Here is a 16236-nt window from a genome sequence, read left to right as displayed (position 1 = left end):
CAGGCGCAGCGCTTCCTGGTTTTCGGCCGGGGTGCAGTCTTCCAGCCAGAACAGGTCATACGGTTCCAGCGCCTTGCCCAGCTTCGCGGCCTGGATCGGGGTCATCCGGTGGTGCCCGTCGTGCAGCAGCGGCAGCTCCGGGCCGAACTCGTTCCGAACGGCCTCGAACACGGACGGCAGGTGCCGGAGGTAGGCGCGGGTGTCCCAGTCTTCCTCCACCGGGAACGCGCCGCGCCCGGCCGGTTCGTAGTCGTAGCGTTCGCCCGAGGCCTGCGCCTGGGCCGCGACGCCGTAGACGGCCTTGATGCCCGGGACGGAGGTCTGGATCCGGACGGACTTGTAGCCGAGTTCCAGGTGCTCGCGGACCGAGTCGAACAGCGACGGGATGTCCGCGCCGGAGGCGTGCCCGTACGCGCGCAGCCCGTTCCGCGACGCCCCGCCCAGGAGCTGGTACACCGGCATCCCGGCGATCTTGCCCTTGATGTCCCAGAGCGCCATGTCCACCGCGGCGATCGCGGCCATCGTCACCGGCCCCCGGCGCCAGTAGGAGGACCGGTACAGGAACTGCCAGGTGTCCTCGATCCGGTGCGGGTCCTTTCCGATCAGCAGCTGCGCCACATGCTCCTTGAGGTACGCGGCCACCGCGAGCTCACGGCCGTTCAGGGTGGCATCACCGATGCCGGTCACGCCGTCCTCGGTGGTGATCCGGAGCGTCACGAAGTTACGGGACGGGCTGGTCACGAAGACTTCCGCGGCAATGATTTTCACAGCTATTCCTTTCGAGCGGGGCTGGGTCGGGGAACTTAGTTGGAGTTGGCAGCGAGCGGCTTGGCGGCCGGGTCGGCGCCGGACGGTTCGGTCCCGGCGGACGGTTCGGTCCCGGCAGCACCGCCGTTGGAGTTCTTTCCATCCACGCGGCGGGCCCGGATCTCGGTGAGGATCTTGGCGTGCATGGCGTCCGTCAGCTTGTACTTGGACATGACCAGGACGGCCAGGATGGTCAGCACGGCCGGAATGGCGCCGGCGGCGAGCTGGATTCCGGACACAGCGTCCGCCGTCTGCACAGCTCCGGACTTGTAGCCGCCAAGGGCCAGCGCGTATGCGGCGAGGGCACCGCCCACGGCCTGCCCGGTCTTGCGGGTGAAGGAGAACAGCGCGTAGGTGATGCCTTCGGTGCGGACGCCGGTCTTCCATTCGCCGTATTCCACGGTGTCGGCTTCCAGGGCCCACACCACGATGTTGACGGCAAGGACGCCCACGAGGCTGATCACGAGGCCGGAGAAGCCGATCCAGACCTGGCTGGCAGGGGTGAGGAAGATGATGGCGCCACCGATGACGGTGAGCAGCGACGAGTAAATGTAGACGCGCTTCTTGCCGATGGACCGGACCAGCCTGGGCATGAACGCGGCCAGTACGAACGTGAATACCAGCTGGATGATGGAGAGCACCGGGTACAGGTCAAGGCGTCCCAGGACGTCGCGCAGGTAGTACAGCTGCACCGACGTCAGTGCCAGGTAGCCGGAGAGGAAGAAGAAGGAGCTGACGCAAAGCATCAGGAGGGGCTTGTTGCCCTTGAGGGTTTCCATGCTCTGCTTGACCGAGACGTTCGGGACGGCGCGGTGGACGCGTTCCTTGGCGGTCAGGACCGTGAAGAAGTAGAGGGCGGCACCGATGGCCACGAACACCAAGGTGATGGTGGTGAAGGTTCCCTGCAGGTCAGCTCCCGGCTTGATGAGCGGTGCTACAAAGATGCCGAGGGCCGAACCCACCAGCAGGCCGCCCACCATGCGGGCCGATCCCAGCTTGGCCCGCTCCCCCGGCTCCTGGGTCATGGCGCCGGCGAGGGAGCCGTAGGGGATGTTGACCAGGCTGTAGGCCAGGCCAAGGGCAGCGTACGTGACATAGGCGTAGAGCAGGGTTCCGGACTCGCCCAGCTGCGGGACGGAGAAGGTTGCAACGCTCAGGAGCAGCAGCGGGATGGAGCCGAACATGATGAACGGACGGAACTTCCCGAAGCGCTTGCTGAAGGTGCGGTCCACCATGCGGCCTGCGAAGACATCGGCGAATGCGTCAAAGATCCTGACGACCAGCAGCAGGGTCCCTGCCGCGGCGGCGGAGATTCCGGCAACGTCCGTGTAGTACACCAGCAGGAACATCGTGGCGGTCGTGAAGGCGAGGTTGTTGGCTGCATCTCCGGCGCCATAGCCGGCGATGCTTAGCTTGCTCAGCTTTTTCATGATTGGGCTCCTTTACCCGGCGCCGCCCCCGTGGAGTCGGCGAAAAAAAATGTGAAAAATGCTTGGGTGGTGATGCTGGGGAAGTCTGTGGCCTCCGGCGGGTGCGATTCCCGGGATGCCGGTTTGGCTCTTGTTGCAATCCTAATCACTTGGCAATCATTTGGCAAGCGGTTGCCACAATTTCCTTGAAAGTTCATCCAAATACACAGCCGCCCGGCTCCCCACGATCCGGGGGCCGGGCAGTAGTGCACGCACGGAGGACGTTACGGGGAGACAGCCAGCTCCCCGAACGTTCCGCACAGGTCTTCAATCAGACCGACGACGGCGGCGTCCCCGGCCAGCGCCGGATCCACCAGGCCCAGCAGGGCACTGATCCGCTCCGTACCGCTGAGCCGGTTGGCTGCGGCCACCTGGTCAGCCAGGGGATCCTGGAACACGCTGGCGGCTGCGCTGTGGTCCATCCAGGCGGCAATCATGAGCGCGGCGGCCGCACCGGACCTGCCCGCGGCACGCTCGGCCTGCAGCACCGGAACGGCGCGCATCCGAAGCTTGGTGCTGCCGTCCATGGCAATCTGGGCGAGGTGGTGGGCAATCCGGGCGTTGCTGAAGCGTGCCAGCAGGGCGGCTCGGTAGGCCGGGATCTGTAGCTCGGCTGCCTTTCCGTCCTGCCGGGAAAGGTTTGCTTCCGCCTCGTCCCAGAATGTTTCAACGGCCTGTAGACACAACGGGTCGGCCAACGCCTGGGCCACGGTGGCGTGTCCGCGGAGCTGTCCGGCGTAGGCCAGCAGCGAGTGCGCGCCGTTCAGGAGCCAGAGTTTGCGGTTCTCGTAGGGCTCAATGTCTGCCACGAACACGGCACCGGCGTCTTCCCAGCGCGGCCGCCCTGCCGGGAAGTCCCCGCTGAGCACCCAGTTGGAAAAGGGCTCGGCCACCACGGGTGAATTGTCGCGGTATCCGCACGCGGCCTGGACAGCGGCAATGTCCGCGTCCGTGGTTCGCGGAGTGATGCGGTCCACCGAGGTGCTGACGAAGCTGACGTTGGCATCGATCCATTCGGCCAGGCCGGCGTCCCACGCCCCTGCCATGCCCACCACTGCGTTGTGCGCCACGGTGCCGTTGTTGGAAAGGTTGTCGCAGCAGACCACGGCGAGCGGTCCGGCGGCAGCAGCCCGGCGGGCGGCGAGGGCCAGCACAAGCCGGCCCAGCGGCGTCGTCGGGTTTCCGCTGTCCGATGCCCGTAGCGCAAGGTCGGCAACGACGTCGGACGCCGTCCGGTCGAGGTGGCCGTCGGCGCCGAGCCGGTAGGCCGCCTCGGTGATGGTCAGGGTGACAACGGCGGTGGCGGGAGCGGCAACCAGTTCGGCCAGCCGCTGCACGTCGGCGCCGTCCACGGCCTCCACGATGCTGCTGACCACGGTGAAGGAGTCTCCGCCGTCGGCGCGCTCCACGACGGTGAAGAGCCCGTCCTGTTCAGCGAGGGCCAGAGCGGCGTCGGGGCGGCGGCCGGTGAAGGCGGCGATGCCCCAGTCCGCGGCGTCGGATGCCTGGTGGGTGTACCAGGCCTGGTGTGAGCGGTGGAAGGCGCCCAGCCCCAGGTGGACGATCCGCGCCGGTGCCTTGGCGGACGGACGCAGGCGGCGGCTGAGTTGCGGCAATTCCGAGAAAGGCTCTGCCTCTGGTTGCGCAGCTGCGGCGGGCTGCAGTTCGATGCTCACAGCTTGAAGACCCTTCGGGGCGAGCCGTCGACGAGGTCCACGATCAGTTCATGGGCGCGGTCCTCGCTGACGCGGTGCTCAGCCACGAGCCTGGCCAGGAAGGAGGCCTCGATCCGGCGTGAGGCATCGTGGCGGGCCGGGATGGAGCAGAAGGCCCGGGTGTCGTCGATGAAGCCGGACGAGCGGGAGAAGCCGGCGGTCTCGGTGACTGCCGAACGGAAGCGCAGCATGGCGTCCGGTGCGTCCAGGAACCACCACGGCGCGCCGAGGTAGACGGACGGGTAGAAGCCGGCCAGCGGCGCGAGTTCGCGGGAGAACACCGTCTCGTCCAGGGTGAAGAGCACCAGGTGGAAGTCCTTGGCGGTGCCGAAGTCCTGCAGCAGCGGGCGGATCGCCTCGGTGTAGTTTACGGCGAAGGGGATGTCGTGGCCGGTGTCGGCGCCGTAGGCGTTGAACGTGGGTGCGTGGTGGTTGCGGTACGACCCCGGGTGGATAGTCATCACCAGGCCGTCCTCCACGGACATCCGCGCCATCTGGTACATCATGTGGGCTTCGAAGTCTTCACGGTCCTGCGCCGTGGCCTGGCCCGAGCGGGCGCGGTCGAACAGCTTCGCCGCATCGCCGGCGTCGAGCTTCAGCGTTGCGGGAGTGCGGACGCCGTGGTCCGCGGAGACAGCGCCGCGTTCCACGAAATAGCGACGCCGGTTTTCCAGGGCAGTGATGTAGCCGGCGTAGCCGCTGGCGCCGTCGCCCGCTGCCGCGATGAGCCGGTCCACGTTCGCGGACCAGCTGGGGTGCGCGATGTTCAGGTAGGCGTCCGGGCGGAACGTGGGAAGGACGCGTCCGTGGAACGTGGGGTCCTCGGCGATCGCCTTGTGGCTGGTGAGGGTGTCCAGGGGATCGTCCGTGGTGGCCAGCACCTCGATGTTGAAGTCCTTGAAGAGCTGGCGGGGCCGGAAACCGGGCTCCAGCAGCTTGGCCGAGATGGCATCGTAGCTGGCATCGGCGGTTTCGGTGCTGATCTCCTGCTGGAGGCCGAAGACGCTGTCGAACTGCGTGCGGAGCCAGTAGCCGGAGGCGGTGCCCTCGAACAGCGGCCAGGCCTTGCAGAACTCGCGCCACACGGTGCGGGAGTCCTGCTCCGAATCATTCGAGCCGCCCAGCCGGTCCAGCGGGACGCCGCTGGCGTGGATCAGGCGCGTGACGTAGTGGTCCGGGCTGACCAGCAGCGCTGCCGGGTCCGGGAAAGGGGTGTTGTGCTCGATGACTGCGGCGTCAACGTGCCCGTGCGGGGAAAGGATGGGCAGGTCCTGGACGCGCTGCAGGAGGTCGCGCGCAATGCTGCGCGTTCCGGGATCCGCGGGCAGGAGCCGGTCTGGGTTGGCTGCAATCGACTGTGACATAGCTCAATGGTCGGGCCTGCAGCTCGGTTTTGTCAACCGGTTGCCATAAATTGCCATCCGGGTTGCGGCTGGTTGCGGGTAAAGCTAGCCCGCGGGCAGAAGCCGTCCGCTCGAGCCGCGCAGCACCAGCTCCGTTTCGACCCGGAGCGTCGCGGCAGGCTCCCCTGTGCCGTGCAGGAGGTCAAGCAGCAGTGTGGCAGCCCCCGAGCCGCACTCCCCCAGCGGCGAACGCACGGTGGTGAGCGGCGGTGTGGTGAAATCCGCCCCGAAGATGTCGTCGAAGCCCACGATGCTGATCTGGTCCGGGACCACCATTCCGGCTGCCTGGAGTTCCTGCATGAGGCCGATGGCCAGGAGGTCGTTATAGGTCAGCACCGCCGTGGCACCGCTGGCCCGGACGTCGCGCGCCACTTGCCTGCCGCCGTCGACCGTTGGTTTGGTGGATTCCAGCCGCACGGCCTCGAGCCGCGACCATTCGCAGGCCGCCTGCACGCCTTCCCAGCGGCGGGCGGACATCCAGGACTGCGGCGGGCCGGCAACAAAGGCAACCTTCGTGTGCCCGTTGGCGGCGAGGCTGCGGACCGCCTCGCTGATGCCCTTGTTCACGTCGGGAACCACGCACGGCACGCCGTCGACCTCGCGGTTGATGACCACCACGGGCTTGTCCCGGGCGAGGGTGCGGATGTCGTCGTCGTCCATGCGCGGGCTGGCAAGGATGAGGCCGTCCACGGTGGCCATCATCCGGCGTGCGGCGGTTAGTTCGGTGACGGCGGACTCGGCGGATTCGGCCAGCACCAGGGTATAGTCCCGCAGCGTGGCGGTGGTTTCCGCTCCGCGGATGATGTCGAAGAACGTGGGGTTGGTGATGTCCGCGACGATCAGCCCGAAAGTGTTGGTACGGCCGGTGGGGAGCGCCCGGGCGAACGGGTTGACCTGGTAATTCAGCTCGGCGGCGGCATCCTCGATGAGTTTCTGCGTCTTGGCGCTGACCCGGCCCGGCTTGCTGAGCGCACGGGAAACCGTGGACGGATTGACGCCGGCAACCTTGGCAATGTCGTAAATGGTGGCGTTGGGCTTGCCGTCCCGGCCGTGCTTTTTGGCCGGCGCTGTTGTGGCGGCAACTTCCGGCGTCTTGGGTTCAGTCACCGCCCCATCCTACGAGGAAACAACCCAACTAGGTCGCAGTTAATGTCGTTATAGGCGCCCATAACGACATCAATTGCGACCTAGTTGGGCTTAGTTGGCCAGCGGTTGCCGGTTGGGCTTCCCCGGGGCTTCGCTAGGAGCGTTCGGGGAACTTGCCTTCGTCCGCGATGCGCTTGTTCAGCTCGGCAAGGAACACGTCCTCGTCGAAGTCCAGGCCCACTTCCGTGCCGGTCCAGCTGGAGAGGTGGATGGCGTTGGCCAGGCGGACGCCGTTAACGCCGTCCGATCCCGGGGCCAGCAGCGGAGTTCCGTCCAGGATGTTGGACGCGAAGTTCTCTAAGACACCGGCATGCTGGCCGCCCCAGACGGATTCGAACTCGATGACCTCAGTAGAGTAGTACTGCTCCGGATTCAGCTCGCCCATAAAGAGCTTGCGGACATCGTCCATGTCCATGGCGTCGCTGAGCTCACGCTCGGGCTTGACCAGGCGGGTGACGGTGGCAGTCTTGGAGTTTTCGACGACGATCTTGCCTTGGTCGCCCAGGATCTCGAAGCGGTCGGTTCCCACGAGGTCGTGGGTGGCGGTGACGAAGACGCCGGTGGCGCCGTCGCCGTAATCAACTACCGCGGTGACTTCATCCTCGACGGCGATGTCACGGCGGAAGCCGTAGGCCACCTTCGCATACACGGACTTGGGCACGCCGCAGATCCACTGCCACAGGTCCAGCTGGTGCGGTGCCTGGTTGACCAGGACGCCGCCGCCTTCGCCGCCCCACGTGGCGCGCCATTCGCTGGAGTTGTAGTAGCCCTGCGGACGCCACCAGTTGGTGATGATCCAGTTGGTGCGGCGGATGGCACCGATCTCGCCGTTCTCGACGATTTCCTTGAGCTTCCGGTACAGCGGGTTGTTGCGCTGGTTGAACATGATCGCGAAGGACAGCTCGGGCTTGCTCGCGGCAAACTCGTTGAGCTCCTTGACCTGCTTGGTGTAGACGCCGGCCGGCTTCTCCACGAGGGCGTGGATGTTGCGCTTAAGGGTCTCGATGCCCATTTCGGGGTGCAGGAAGTGCGGGACGCAGGTCACGACGGCGTCCACGTCGCCGCTGTCCAGCATGGCGATGTAGTCGTCGTAGAAGGGCGCGTCCGGGTACGTGGCCGAGGCCAGTTCCTTCTTGGCGGGATCGGTGTCGCAGATGGCGCCGATCTCCATGTTGGGGACCATGCCGTCCGTGATGAACTTGGCGTAGGCGCCGCCCTGCTGGCCCAGGCCGATAATGCCGAGGCGTACTTTCTTGGTCATTGTTGAATCTCCGTGTTCTTTGGTGCTGAGTCTGGAAAGTCTTAGAACAGGCCGGCGTGGCCCATGGCCACCAGGTTGTCGTACGAGGTCTGCAGGGCATCCCAGACGGTGCGGCCGTAGAGTTCGTCCTGTTCAACCAGCATGTATTCGGCCCCGGCGGCCTGCGCGGCCGGAATGATGGAGGGAAAGTCCAGGTTGCCTTCGCCCACTTCGGCGAACTGGACCACGTTTTTGAACTCGCTCATGAACCCCAGGATGTCGCCTGAATCCAGGAGTCCGAAGGCTGCTTCCGGCATCTGGCCGATCCGGTAGTCCTTCAGGTGCACCATGGCGGTGCGGCCGGCGTACTTCTGCAGGGTCCGGACGGGGTCGAGGCCGCCGCGCTGTACCCAGTGCACGTCAATTTCCATGCCCATGGCCGGCGAGTTCTCGGCGATGATGTCCAGCATGTATTTGCCGTCGAACTTCGCGAACTCGATGTGGTGGTTGTGGTAGTACAGTCCGAGGCCCTGTTCCTGCAGGCGTTCGGCGTATTCGTTGGCCTGCTTGGCGAAGTCGAGGACTGCACCGATCGACTTCATGGCCGGGAACGGCAGCATCCCGATCCGCAGGAGCTTGGAGTCCAGGCGCTTGGCGTCCTCCACTATCTTGTCGAAGTGGTCCTGGAGCGAATCGCCGGGGCGGCCCTTGGGGGATTCCATCGCTACGGACAACGCGGCGATGTCCATGCCCAGCTCCGAACGGGAGCGGTCCAGCTCGGCCACGTTCTCAGCGGTCATCGGGATCTGGGAAATTTCGACGGCGTTGTAACCGATCGCGCTGACCTTGCGGAGCGTTTCGAACGCCCCGAGTTCGGTGAAACTGTCCTTCAGCATCATCGCCTGCACGCCTATTTTGGCCACGTTATTCCTCCGTTGTTGTACCTGGTGTGTTAAATCCGGCGTCCGCCGTTAGGCGAGGGCTCCGGCCTGTTCAATCTGATGCCGCTGGCTTTCCAGCAGTCGGTGACGATCCGCCCGGCGCTGTTCCTGCCGGTCCGGATCGGGTACTGGGGACGCCAGCAGGAGGCGCTGGGTGTAAGGGTGCTCGGGGTCGCGGGTAACGATCTCGGCTGGTCCCTGTTCGACGATTTCGCCGTGGTGCATTACGGCCACACGGTGGCTGATGTGCCGCACAACGTCAAGGTCGTGGGAGACGAACAGGTACGAAACACCGGTGTCCTTTTGGATCTGCAGGAACAGGTCCAGGACCCGGGCCTGGGTGGACAGGTCCAGTGCGCTGACGGGCTCGTCGCAGACGATCAGCTTGGGCGAGAGGGCCAGGGCACGGGCGATGGCCACGCGCTGACGCTGGCCGCCGCTGAACTCGCGCGGCAGGCGGTGGATGGCGTCCGCGGGCAGACCCACTTGGTCCAGGAGTTCTTTGACGCGATGCTTGGCGGCATTCTGCTCCATGCCCTGCACGCCGAGGGGCTCGGCGAGGATGTCGCCGATCTCCAGGGCGGGGTTGAGCGAAGTATACGGATCCTGGAAAACCACCTGGAGGTCGCGGCTCAGGGTTCGCCGCTGCTTGCGAGTGGCGTGGCTGATGTCCTTGCCCTCGAAGGTGATTTTGCCGCCCGTGACCGGGGCCAGGCCCAGGACCGCGCGGCCCAGGGTGGTCTTGCCGGAGCCGGACTCCCCCACCAGGCCAAGGGTCTCGCCCTGGCCGATGGAGATGTTGATGTCCGTCAGGGCCCTGAAGGGCTTGGCCCGGAACTTCTTGCTCGGGTATTCGACAACCAGGTTGCTCACTGTCAGAAGCGGGGATGTCAGAAGCGGTGCGCTTTCCGTGGTGCTCAAGCGACCGGCTCCTTCTGGCTGGATACAAGCATGGACATGGGGGTTTTGCCTTCGAGCATCGAGGCCAGAAGAGTCCGGGTGTACTGCTCTTTCGGGTTCCGGAGGATGTCGCGGACGGATCCTTCCTCCACAAGCCGGCCGTTCTGCATCACGGCCACGCGGTCGCAGAGGTCCGCCACCACACCGAAGTTGTGCGTCACCAGGACGACGCCAATGTTCAGACGCTGCTGGAGCTCGCGCAGGAGATCCAGCACATCGGCCTGCACCGTGACGTCCAACGCGGTGGTGGGCTCATCGGCGATCACCAGGTCCGGTTCACAGCTGATGGCACCGGCGATCAGCACACGCTGGGCCATGCCCCCGGAGACTTCATGCGGGTACGCGCTGAACGTCCGTTCCGGGCTGACGATCCCGACGTCGGTCAGCAGCTTCAGCGCCCGCCCGCGGGCCTCCTCCTTGGAAATCCCCAGGACCCGCACCATGGGCGTGACCAGCTGGTAGCCGATGGTGAAGGCGGGGTCCAAGTTGCTCATGGGCTCCTGCGGAATATAGGAGATCCGCTTGCCCCGCAGCTTGGACAGCCGCGTCTGGTTGACGCGTTCGTCGCCCGGGGCCACGGTGTAGTTGCCATCGAACTGGATGGCGCCGCCCACAATGCGGGCATTGTCCGGCAGCAGGCCCAGGATGGAGAACGCCGTCTGGGACTTCCCCGAACCGGATTCACCCACGATGCCCAGGATCTCACCCCGGTCCACGTGGAAGGACACATCGTCCACCACTTTCTTGATGGAGCCGTCGGCCTGCGGGTAGCCGACGCCGAGATTGGTGACCTTTACGAGGTGGTGCTCGGTTCCGGCATCGACGGCGGCCACAGCCTTACGCGACGGCCGCGCCGAGGCGGGTCCCGCCGTCGGGTTCGCTCCTGTGGCCGAAGACGCGGCGCTTTTCTTGCGGCGCTTGATCTTTTCGCCGTCTTCCAGCGCATCGCGGATAGCGTTGCCGAGGAGGACGAGTCCGCCGATGGTGAGCGCCATGGTGAGGGCGGGCCAGAAGAGCAGCGTGGGGGTCAGGTAGACGTTCTTGAAGCCTTCGGAGAGCATCACGCCCCAGGTTGCCTTGGTGGGATCGCCGAGTCCCAGGAACTCAAGTCCGGACTGGATCGCGATGGCCACGCCGGCAATGGCTGCAGTCTGGATGATGATGGGTGCGCGGACCACGGAGAAGATGTGGCGGGCAATGATGCTCCAGTCGGAGAGCCCGGACACCCGGGCAGCGTCGACGTAAAGCTCATTGCGTACAGACTGGACCGCGGTGCGGGTCAAGCGGAAGTAGGACGGGCTGATGAGGACGCCGAAGGCGATCATCGAAATCCATACCGAGGGTCCGAACGCTGCGCGGATGGTGAGCAGCACGATCAGGCCCGGAAGGCTCATGAGGATGCTGACCGCCCAGTTGGAGACGGCCTCGAACTTCCCTGCGTAGTAGCCGGCGATCAGACCGGCCGGGAGGCCGATGACGATGGCAACACCGGCGCACAGGAGTGCGGACAACAGCGTGAGCTGTGCACCGAAGAGCACGCGGCTCCAGGTGTCGCGTCCGGCGCTGTCCGTGCCCAGGATGTTCACCGAGTCTGCAGGTGCCAGGGTCTTGGTGATGTTCGCGAAGTTCTCCTCGAACGGGGCCAGGACGGGGGCGAAGATGGCCAGCAAGGCGATGGATCCTAGAATCGTCAGCGAGGCGATGCCCATCGGGTTCCTGAGGAGGCGGCGCATCACGGTGGAACGGACCACTGTGCCGCTCTGGCCGGTGGCCAGTGGTGCGGCTACCGCCGCTTTTTCTACGGAATCGCTCATGACACACGCACTTTCGGGTTGAGCCAACCATTGAGGATGTCTACCAGGAGATTCACCACGATGACCACCACCACGGTGTACATGACCACTCCCATGACCACGGGAAGATCGGACTGGCCGGTGGCGGTGACCGCGAGGGGTCCCATTCCGGGAAGGGCAAAGATCTGCTCGATGATCACCACGCCGCCCAGCATGCCGATCAGCTGCAGGCTCAAGACGGTCAGGCCTGCCGGTGCCGCGCTGCGCAGCACGTGCTTGAAGAGGATTTCCCGCTCTCCGATGCCCCGGCTGCGCAATGTCCTGACGTAGTCGCGCTCGAGCTGCTTGATCACGGCGCTGCGGATTTGCTGCGCTCCGCCGGTCACGCCGTTGATGAGCAGGGCAATGACCGGAAGGGTCATCGAATAGACCCAGGCCTCCGGACCTACCTCGGGAGAGATGGTGCTGGTGGCCGGGAAGAAGCCCAGCTGGATGGCCAGGAGGGTCACAAGGAGCACGCCGATCACGTACCCCGGGATGGAGTCGCCTACGATCGCGCCCACCTGGACTAACCTGTCCACCCAGCCGCGCTTGACGGCCGCGGCAGCACCGATCAGTGCTGCGCAGATGGCGATCAGGATCATTGCGGTGAAAACCATCGTCATGGTCACCGGGATACGCGTAGCCAGGGAGCTGGCCACCGGTTCCGAGGTGAACCACGAGGCTCCAAGGTTTCCTGAGAGGGCGTCGCCCAACCAGGCGAAGTAACGGGTCACGAGGGGCTGGTCGAGTCCCAGCTCCTGTTCCTTCAGGGCAACCTGCTCCGGAGTGGCCTGGTCACCCAGGATGTTCCGGGCAATGCTGCCGCTGGAGGTGTACAGCAAAGTGAAGGTGAGTGCCGAGACTACGAACAACACCACCAACCCGCTGCCTAGCCTTTTCGCAATGAACTTGATCATGGGGTCCTACTTGGCGGGCGAATAGTTGTAGATGGACGGAACGGCCTGCTGTGCCTGCGGGGTGACGTTCACTTTGTCGTTGTGGTAATACATCTGGTTCACACGGAACAGCGGCGCGAACCATGCCTGTTCCACCACGTACTTGTTGACGTTCTGGGCCAGCTTGCCGGCGTCCTCGCCACCTGTGCGTACAGCCTGGATCTTGGCCTCCAGCTCCGGGGTGGTGTTCTTGAAGGGGTTGTAGAGGGCCTTGGTGGAGACGATTTGGTCGATCGCTACCGTGGGCTCACCTTGGAAGAGGTTGAAGAACAATGCGTGGTATTTCTGGGCTGCGACGTCCGCGGTGAAGGTGTTGGTGATCGCGGCGCCCGGCTTCAGGGTGACTCCGACGTCGGCGAGCTGCTGCTGGAGAACCGAGATGAGCGTTTCAGCTCCCGGAAGGGTGGGGACGTCGATAGTCACGTTGCCTTCGAAGCCGGAGTCCTTCAGGAGTTGCTTGGCCTTGGCGGGATCGTAGCTGTAGTAGTTTTCGAGCTCTTCAGTCCAGGCACCGCTGTCCTTGCCAAACGGTTGGGACGTGGGAGTGCCCTGGCCGAGCATGACCTGGTCCAGGATGGTCTTGCGGTCGAACGCATAGTTGATGGCCTGGCGGACCTTGACGTTGGCCAGAGCGGGGTTCTTGGTTCCGGCGCGGTCCAGGAGGAGCAGGCCGGACCAGTCAACCTGGTTGGTTTCAAGCTTCATTTTGGCGCCCTCGGCCTGCTTGCCGTTTTTGGGGTCCAGCAGGGTGGCGTCGATCTGGCCGGAAACCAAGGCGTTGGTGCGGGCTGTGGGATCGGTAAGGATCTTGAGGGTCAGCTTCTTGTACTTCTGGAGGTCCTTGTTCCAGTAGCCCTCGCGGGCGGTGAAGACGGTCTGTGAGTCTTTCACGGAGGCTGCTTTGTCCATCACGTACGGGCCGGAGCCCACCGGTACGGTCTTGATGGCGTCTGTACCCAGGGACTCGGGGCTTCCCATCAGGCCAGCTGCCTGGCTCAGGAAGTATTCCAGGGCGGGCTCAGTGGCAGTGAGGTTGATGTCGATGGTGTCCGCGTCCACCACGGCAACGTCGGACACAGAAGCCAGCTGGGCCATCTGGGGACCATTTGCCTTCTTGAAGTGGTCGAGGTTGGCCTTGGCTGCCTCGGCGTCGAACTTGGCACCGTCGCTGAACGTGACGTCGGTCCTGAGATCCACGGTGAGCTTCGTGTTGGTGGCGTTGTACTTCCACTTCGTGGCCAGCATGGGGCTGAGCTTGCCGTCCGGTTCGCGCAGGATCAGGGTGTCATACGCTGCCTGGTACGGCTGCAGGGCATGGCCGACGTGGGCCTGGGCAGGATCCCAGGAAGTGATGTCACGCAGGGTGCCCAAGGTGAGCGCTGTTGGTGCAGCGCCGGCGTTTGAGCCCGCTCCGGCGCCCCCGCCACATGCGGTGAGCGCCAGCGAGGCGCTGAGTACGAGGGCGGCTGCTGCCGCTTTGGGACCTAACTTCATTGTTGGCTCCTAGGATCCGTGGAACGTAAGACCTGCGGGATGAATCAAGTGTGGCGTGGGCCACATCCGCCTTGTGAGATTCACAGTACGCACTGTTGCCTCGCTTGGCAACCGATTGTCAAAATCGTTGCAATATTTCTTTTTCGTACCGGAATGAGTGGTTCGAACGGGAGCACACTGAAGGCAACCGGTTGCTGCGGCTAAGCCCCAGGCGTCACCGCAGCCAGCGCCTCAGGACACCTTGCCAGCCAATTCCGGGTAGCTCTGCCGGTAGACGTCTTTGATGATGCACAGCGATTTTTCGGCCTCAGCAGGGCTGATCCAGAACGGCTCCGCCTCGTCCAGCCGGCTGTAGAAGTCGTTGATCAGCAGCTCGTGCGAGACACCCCAGTAGGACCGGCCGCCGGAATCGCTCTTGCGCTCCGGAATGACGTCCACGCGCCCGTCATCATGGGTGACCGTGAGGTCGCCCCGCAGGCAGAGGACGGCCTTCTCGGTGACCACATCAAGCGTCACCGGCGCGTTGAAGGCGTTGGCCAGCGTGGCATAGAACGCGCTCCGGGCCCCGCTGGCATGTTCCGCCACGAATTCCGCGGTGTCCTCCACTTCGATGGTGCCGGCCAGGAACCGCGTGGAAGCATTCCCCGTGACCGTGACAACGTCGCCCACCAGCCACTGGAGCAGGTCTACGGTGTGGATGGCCTGGTTCATCATCAGCCCGCCTCCGCCGCCGGCCCAGGTTCCACGCCAAGGGCGGTTTTCGTAGTACTCGGCGGAGCGCTGCCACATCACCGTTGCCGACGCTCCCGTCACAGCCCCCAGCTCACCCGAGGACAGGAGGGCGTGCATGGCCTGCGCGGTGGCGTTGTACCGGTTCTGGAAGCACACGGCGATTTTCGCATGGCCTGCCGACGCGGCTTCCACCAGCCGCCGGCCTTCCGCCAGGGTGTGGGCCAGCGGTTTCTCCACGATGACGTTGACGCCGCGCTCCAGGCAGTCCGCGGCCACCGAGGCATGCTGGTCATGGGGGGTGCAGATATGCACCACGTCCGGCCGGACCGCCTCGATAAGGCTCAGATGGTCGGCGAAGCCGGGCACGCCATAGGCGGCCACGGCGGCGGCCAGCCGCCGCGGATCCGAATCGCAGACCGCAACCAGCGTGGCGCCGTCGAGCTTTGCAACCGCCTCGAAGTGCACAGCCGAAACATCGCCACAGCCGATGACCGCCGCCGTCGTACTCAAGAGAGTTCAACCCCGTTCTTAGCCGCGAGCGCCGCGAAGGCACGGGCCGCGATACCGAAGGCCACCGGGCCTGAGAAGCCGCCCAGCTCGTGAGCGCTGGCCAGGTGGGGTTCCAGCGAGGCGAAACCGGTGAAGCCGTCGGCCTTCAGGGCGGCGATGGTGGCGTCGAGTTCGCCGTCGCCCTCGCCGGAGGGCACCACTTCGCCGCTGGTGGAGAGCGCGTCCTTGACCTGGAAGTAGTCGAGGTACGGGCGCAGCATGGCATAGCCCTCGGTGTAGGGCTTGACGCCCACCTGGACGAAGTTGGCGTTGTCCCAGGCGATGCGCAGCGCCGGGGAGTCCACGGACTCCATGATGTCCAGCACGCGCTGCGGCGTATCCCCGTAGATGCCCTTTTCGTTTTCATGCAGAAGCACGACGCCGGACTCCTCCGCGAGCGCTGCCAGCGCACCCATGCGGGCCAGGACATCCTCGCGGATATCTTCGGGGCTGCGGCCTTCCGCCCGGTAGAACGAGAAGATGCGGATGTACTTGGTGTCCAGGCCCTTGGCCACGGAGATGATCTGCCGGAGCCGTTCCAGCTCGTGCTCCACCGGCAGGCTCACGTCCACCTTGCCGATGGGGCTGGCCACTGCCGAGACCTTGAGGCCCTTTTCATCGAGGATCTCCTTGAGCCGGGCAACCTGCTCCTGTTCCAGCTCGGAGACGTTGGTGCCCCAGGCGCTGCGGACCTCGATGTGGCTCGCGCCTAGTGCCAGCAAAACGGCGGCCTGGACCGCGGGATCCGGGTCGATCTCATCGCCGAAACCGGAAAGGGGCCAGACTGCGGATGTTGTTTTGCTCACGCGGATCTCCTGGGTTTCGCGGCCGCCGCGCCTGCTTTCCCAGCTCCGGCGCGGTGACGCAGTTCACAAACACTGTCCATCTCAGTTTAGCTAGACCTGCCTTCAAATGACAACCGATTGCCAAACTTTGACAATCTGTGGCATTCTTTGCTGACCGGACCTGTGGCCGCAGTTACAGGGCGG

General features: G+C 65.0%; 13 protein-coding genes. All 13 read right to left on the bottom strand.

From position 1 onward, the window contains the following. Positions 1–768, bottom strand: a 768-nt coding sequence (locus ABFP37_RS12470) for a D-galactonate dehydratase family protein (protein ID WP_347033756.1), incomplete at its 3' end; no start/stop codon positions are given. 35 nt (positions 769–803) lie between these two features. Beyond that, on the bottom strand, positions 804–2237 hold the full coding sequence (gene uidB, locus ABFP37_RS12465) for a glucuronide transporter (RefSeq protein WP_347033755.1): 1434 nt from the start codon (positions 2235–2237) through the stop codon (positions 804–806). Between the two features lie 263 nt (positions 2238–2500). Beyond that, positions 2501–3952 (bottom strand): mannitol dehydrogenase family protein, encoded by a 1452-nt coding sequence (locus tag ABFP37_RS12460; protein ID WP_347033754.1) that lies wholly within the window; start codon positions 3950–3952, stop codon positions 2501–2503. Further along, the gene (uxaC, locus tag ABFP37_RS12455; RefSeq protein WP_347033753.1) at positions 3949–5355 is read right to left on the bottom strand and encodes a glucuronate isomerase; all 1407 of its coding nucleotides are present in this window, start codon (positions 5353–5355) and stop codon (positions 3949–3951) included. Before uxaC ends, ABFP37_RS12460 begins: the two co-directional genes overlap by 4 nt. 84 nt (positions 5356–5439) lie before the next feature. Next, positions 5440–6501 (bottom strand): LacI family DNA-binding transcriptional regulator, encoded by a 1062-nt coding sequence (locus ABFP37_RS12450; RefSeq protein WP_347033752.1) that lies wholly within the window; start codon positions 6499–6501, stop codon positions 5440–5442. A 133-nt stretch (positions 6502–6634) separates the two neighbouring features. Continuing rightward, a complete protein-coding gene (locus ABFP37_RS12445) occupies positions 6635–7801 on the bottom strand; it encodes a Gfo/Idh/MocA family oxidoreductase (protein ID WP_347033751.1) in 1167 nt (388 codons plus the stop codon). Positions 7802–7842: 41 nt separating this feature from the next. Further along, entirely contained in the window at positions 7843–8703 is an 861-nt protein-coding gene (locus ABFP37_RS12440; RefSeq protein ID WP_347033750.1) for a sugar phosphate isomerase/epimerase, read from the bottom strand. A 48-nt stretch (positions 8704–8751) separates the two neighbouring features. Next, positions 8752–9642: an ATP-binding cassette domain-containing protein gene (locus ABFP37_RS12435; RefSeq protein ID WP_347033749.1), complete on the bottom strand. Its 891-nt coding sequence runs from the start codon at positions 9640–9642 to the stop codon at positions 8752–8754. Continuing rightward, positions 9639–11495: a dipeptide/oligopeptide/nickel ABC transporter permease/ATP-binding protein gene (locus ABFP37_RS12430; protein WP_347033748.1), complete on the bottom strand. Its 1857-nt coding sequence runs from the start codon at positions 11493–11495 to the stop codon at positions 9639–9641. The genes ABFP37_RS12435 and ABFP37_RS12430 overlap by 4 nt, the downstream gene beginning before the upstream one ends. Further along, entirely contained in the window at positions 11492–12433 is a 942-nt protein-coding gene (locus ABFP37_RS12425; protein ID WP_347033747.1) for an ABC transporter permease, read from the bottom strand. The genes ABFP37_RS12430 and ABFP37_RS12425 overlap by 4 nt, the downstream gene beginning before the upstream one ends. Positions 12434–12439: 6 nt before the next feature. Further along, positions 12440–13966: an ABC transporter substrate-binding protein gene (locus tag ABFP37_RS12420; RefSeq protein WP_347033746.1), complete on the bottom strand. Its 1527-nt coding sequence runs from the start codon at positions 13964–13966 to the stop codon at positions 12440–12442. Between the two features lie 231 nt (positions 13967–14197). Next, a complete protein-coding gene (locus tag ABFP37_RS12415) occupies positions 14198–15208 on the bottom strand; it encodes a Gfo/Idh/MocA family oxidoreductase (RefSeq protein ID WP_347033745.1) in 1011 nt (336 codons plus the stop codon). Further along, complete coding sequence (locus ABFP37_RS12410; protein WP_078029192.1) at positions 15205–16053, bottom strand: sugar phosphate isomerase/epimerase family protein; 849 nt, start codon at positions 16051–16053, stop codon at positions 15205–15207. The genes ABFP37_RS12415 and ABFP37_RS12410 overlap by 4 nt, the downstream gene beginning before the upstream one ends. Positions 16054–16236 lie beyond the last annotated feature (183 nt).

This window comes from Burkholderia sp. RS01, from assembly GCF_039748055.1.
In the GTDB taxonomy this organism is placed as follows: domain Bacteria; phylum Actinomycetota; class Actinomycetes; order Actinomycetales; family Micrococcaceae; genus Arthrobacter.
The sequence above is the reverse complement of the archived record's forward strand: the minus strand, read 5'-3'. Positions and strand labels throughout refer to the sequence as shown.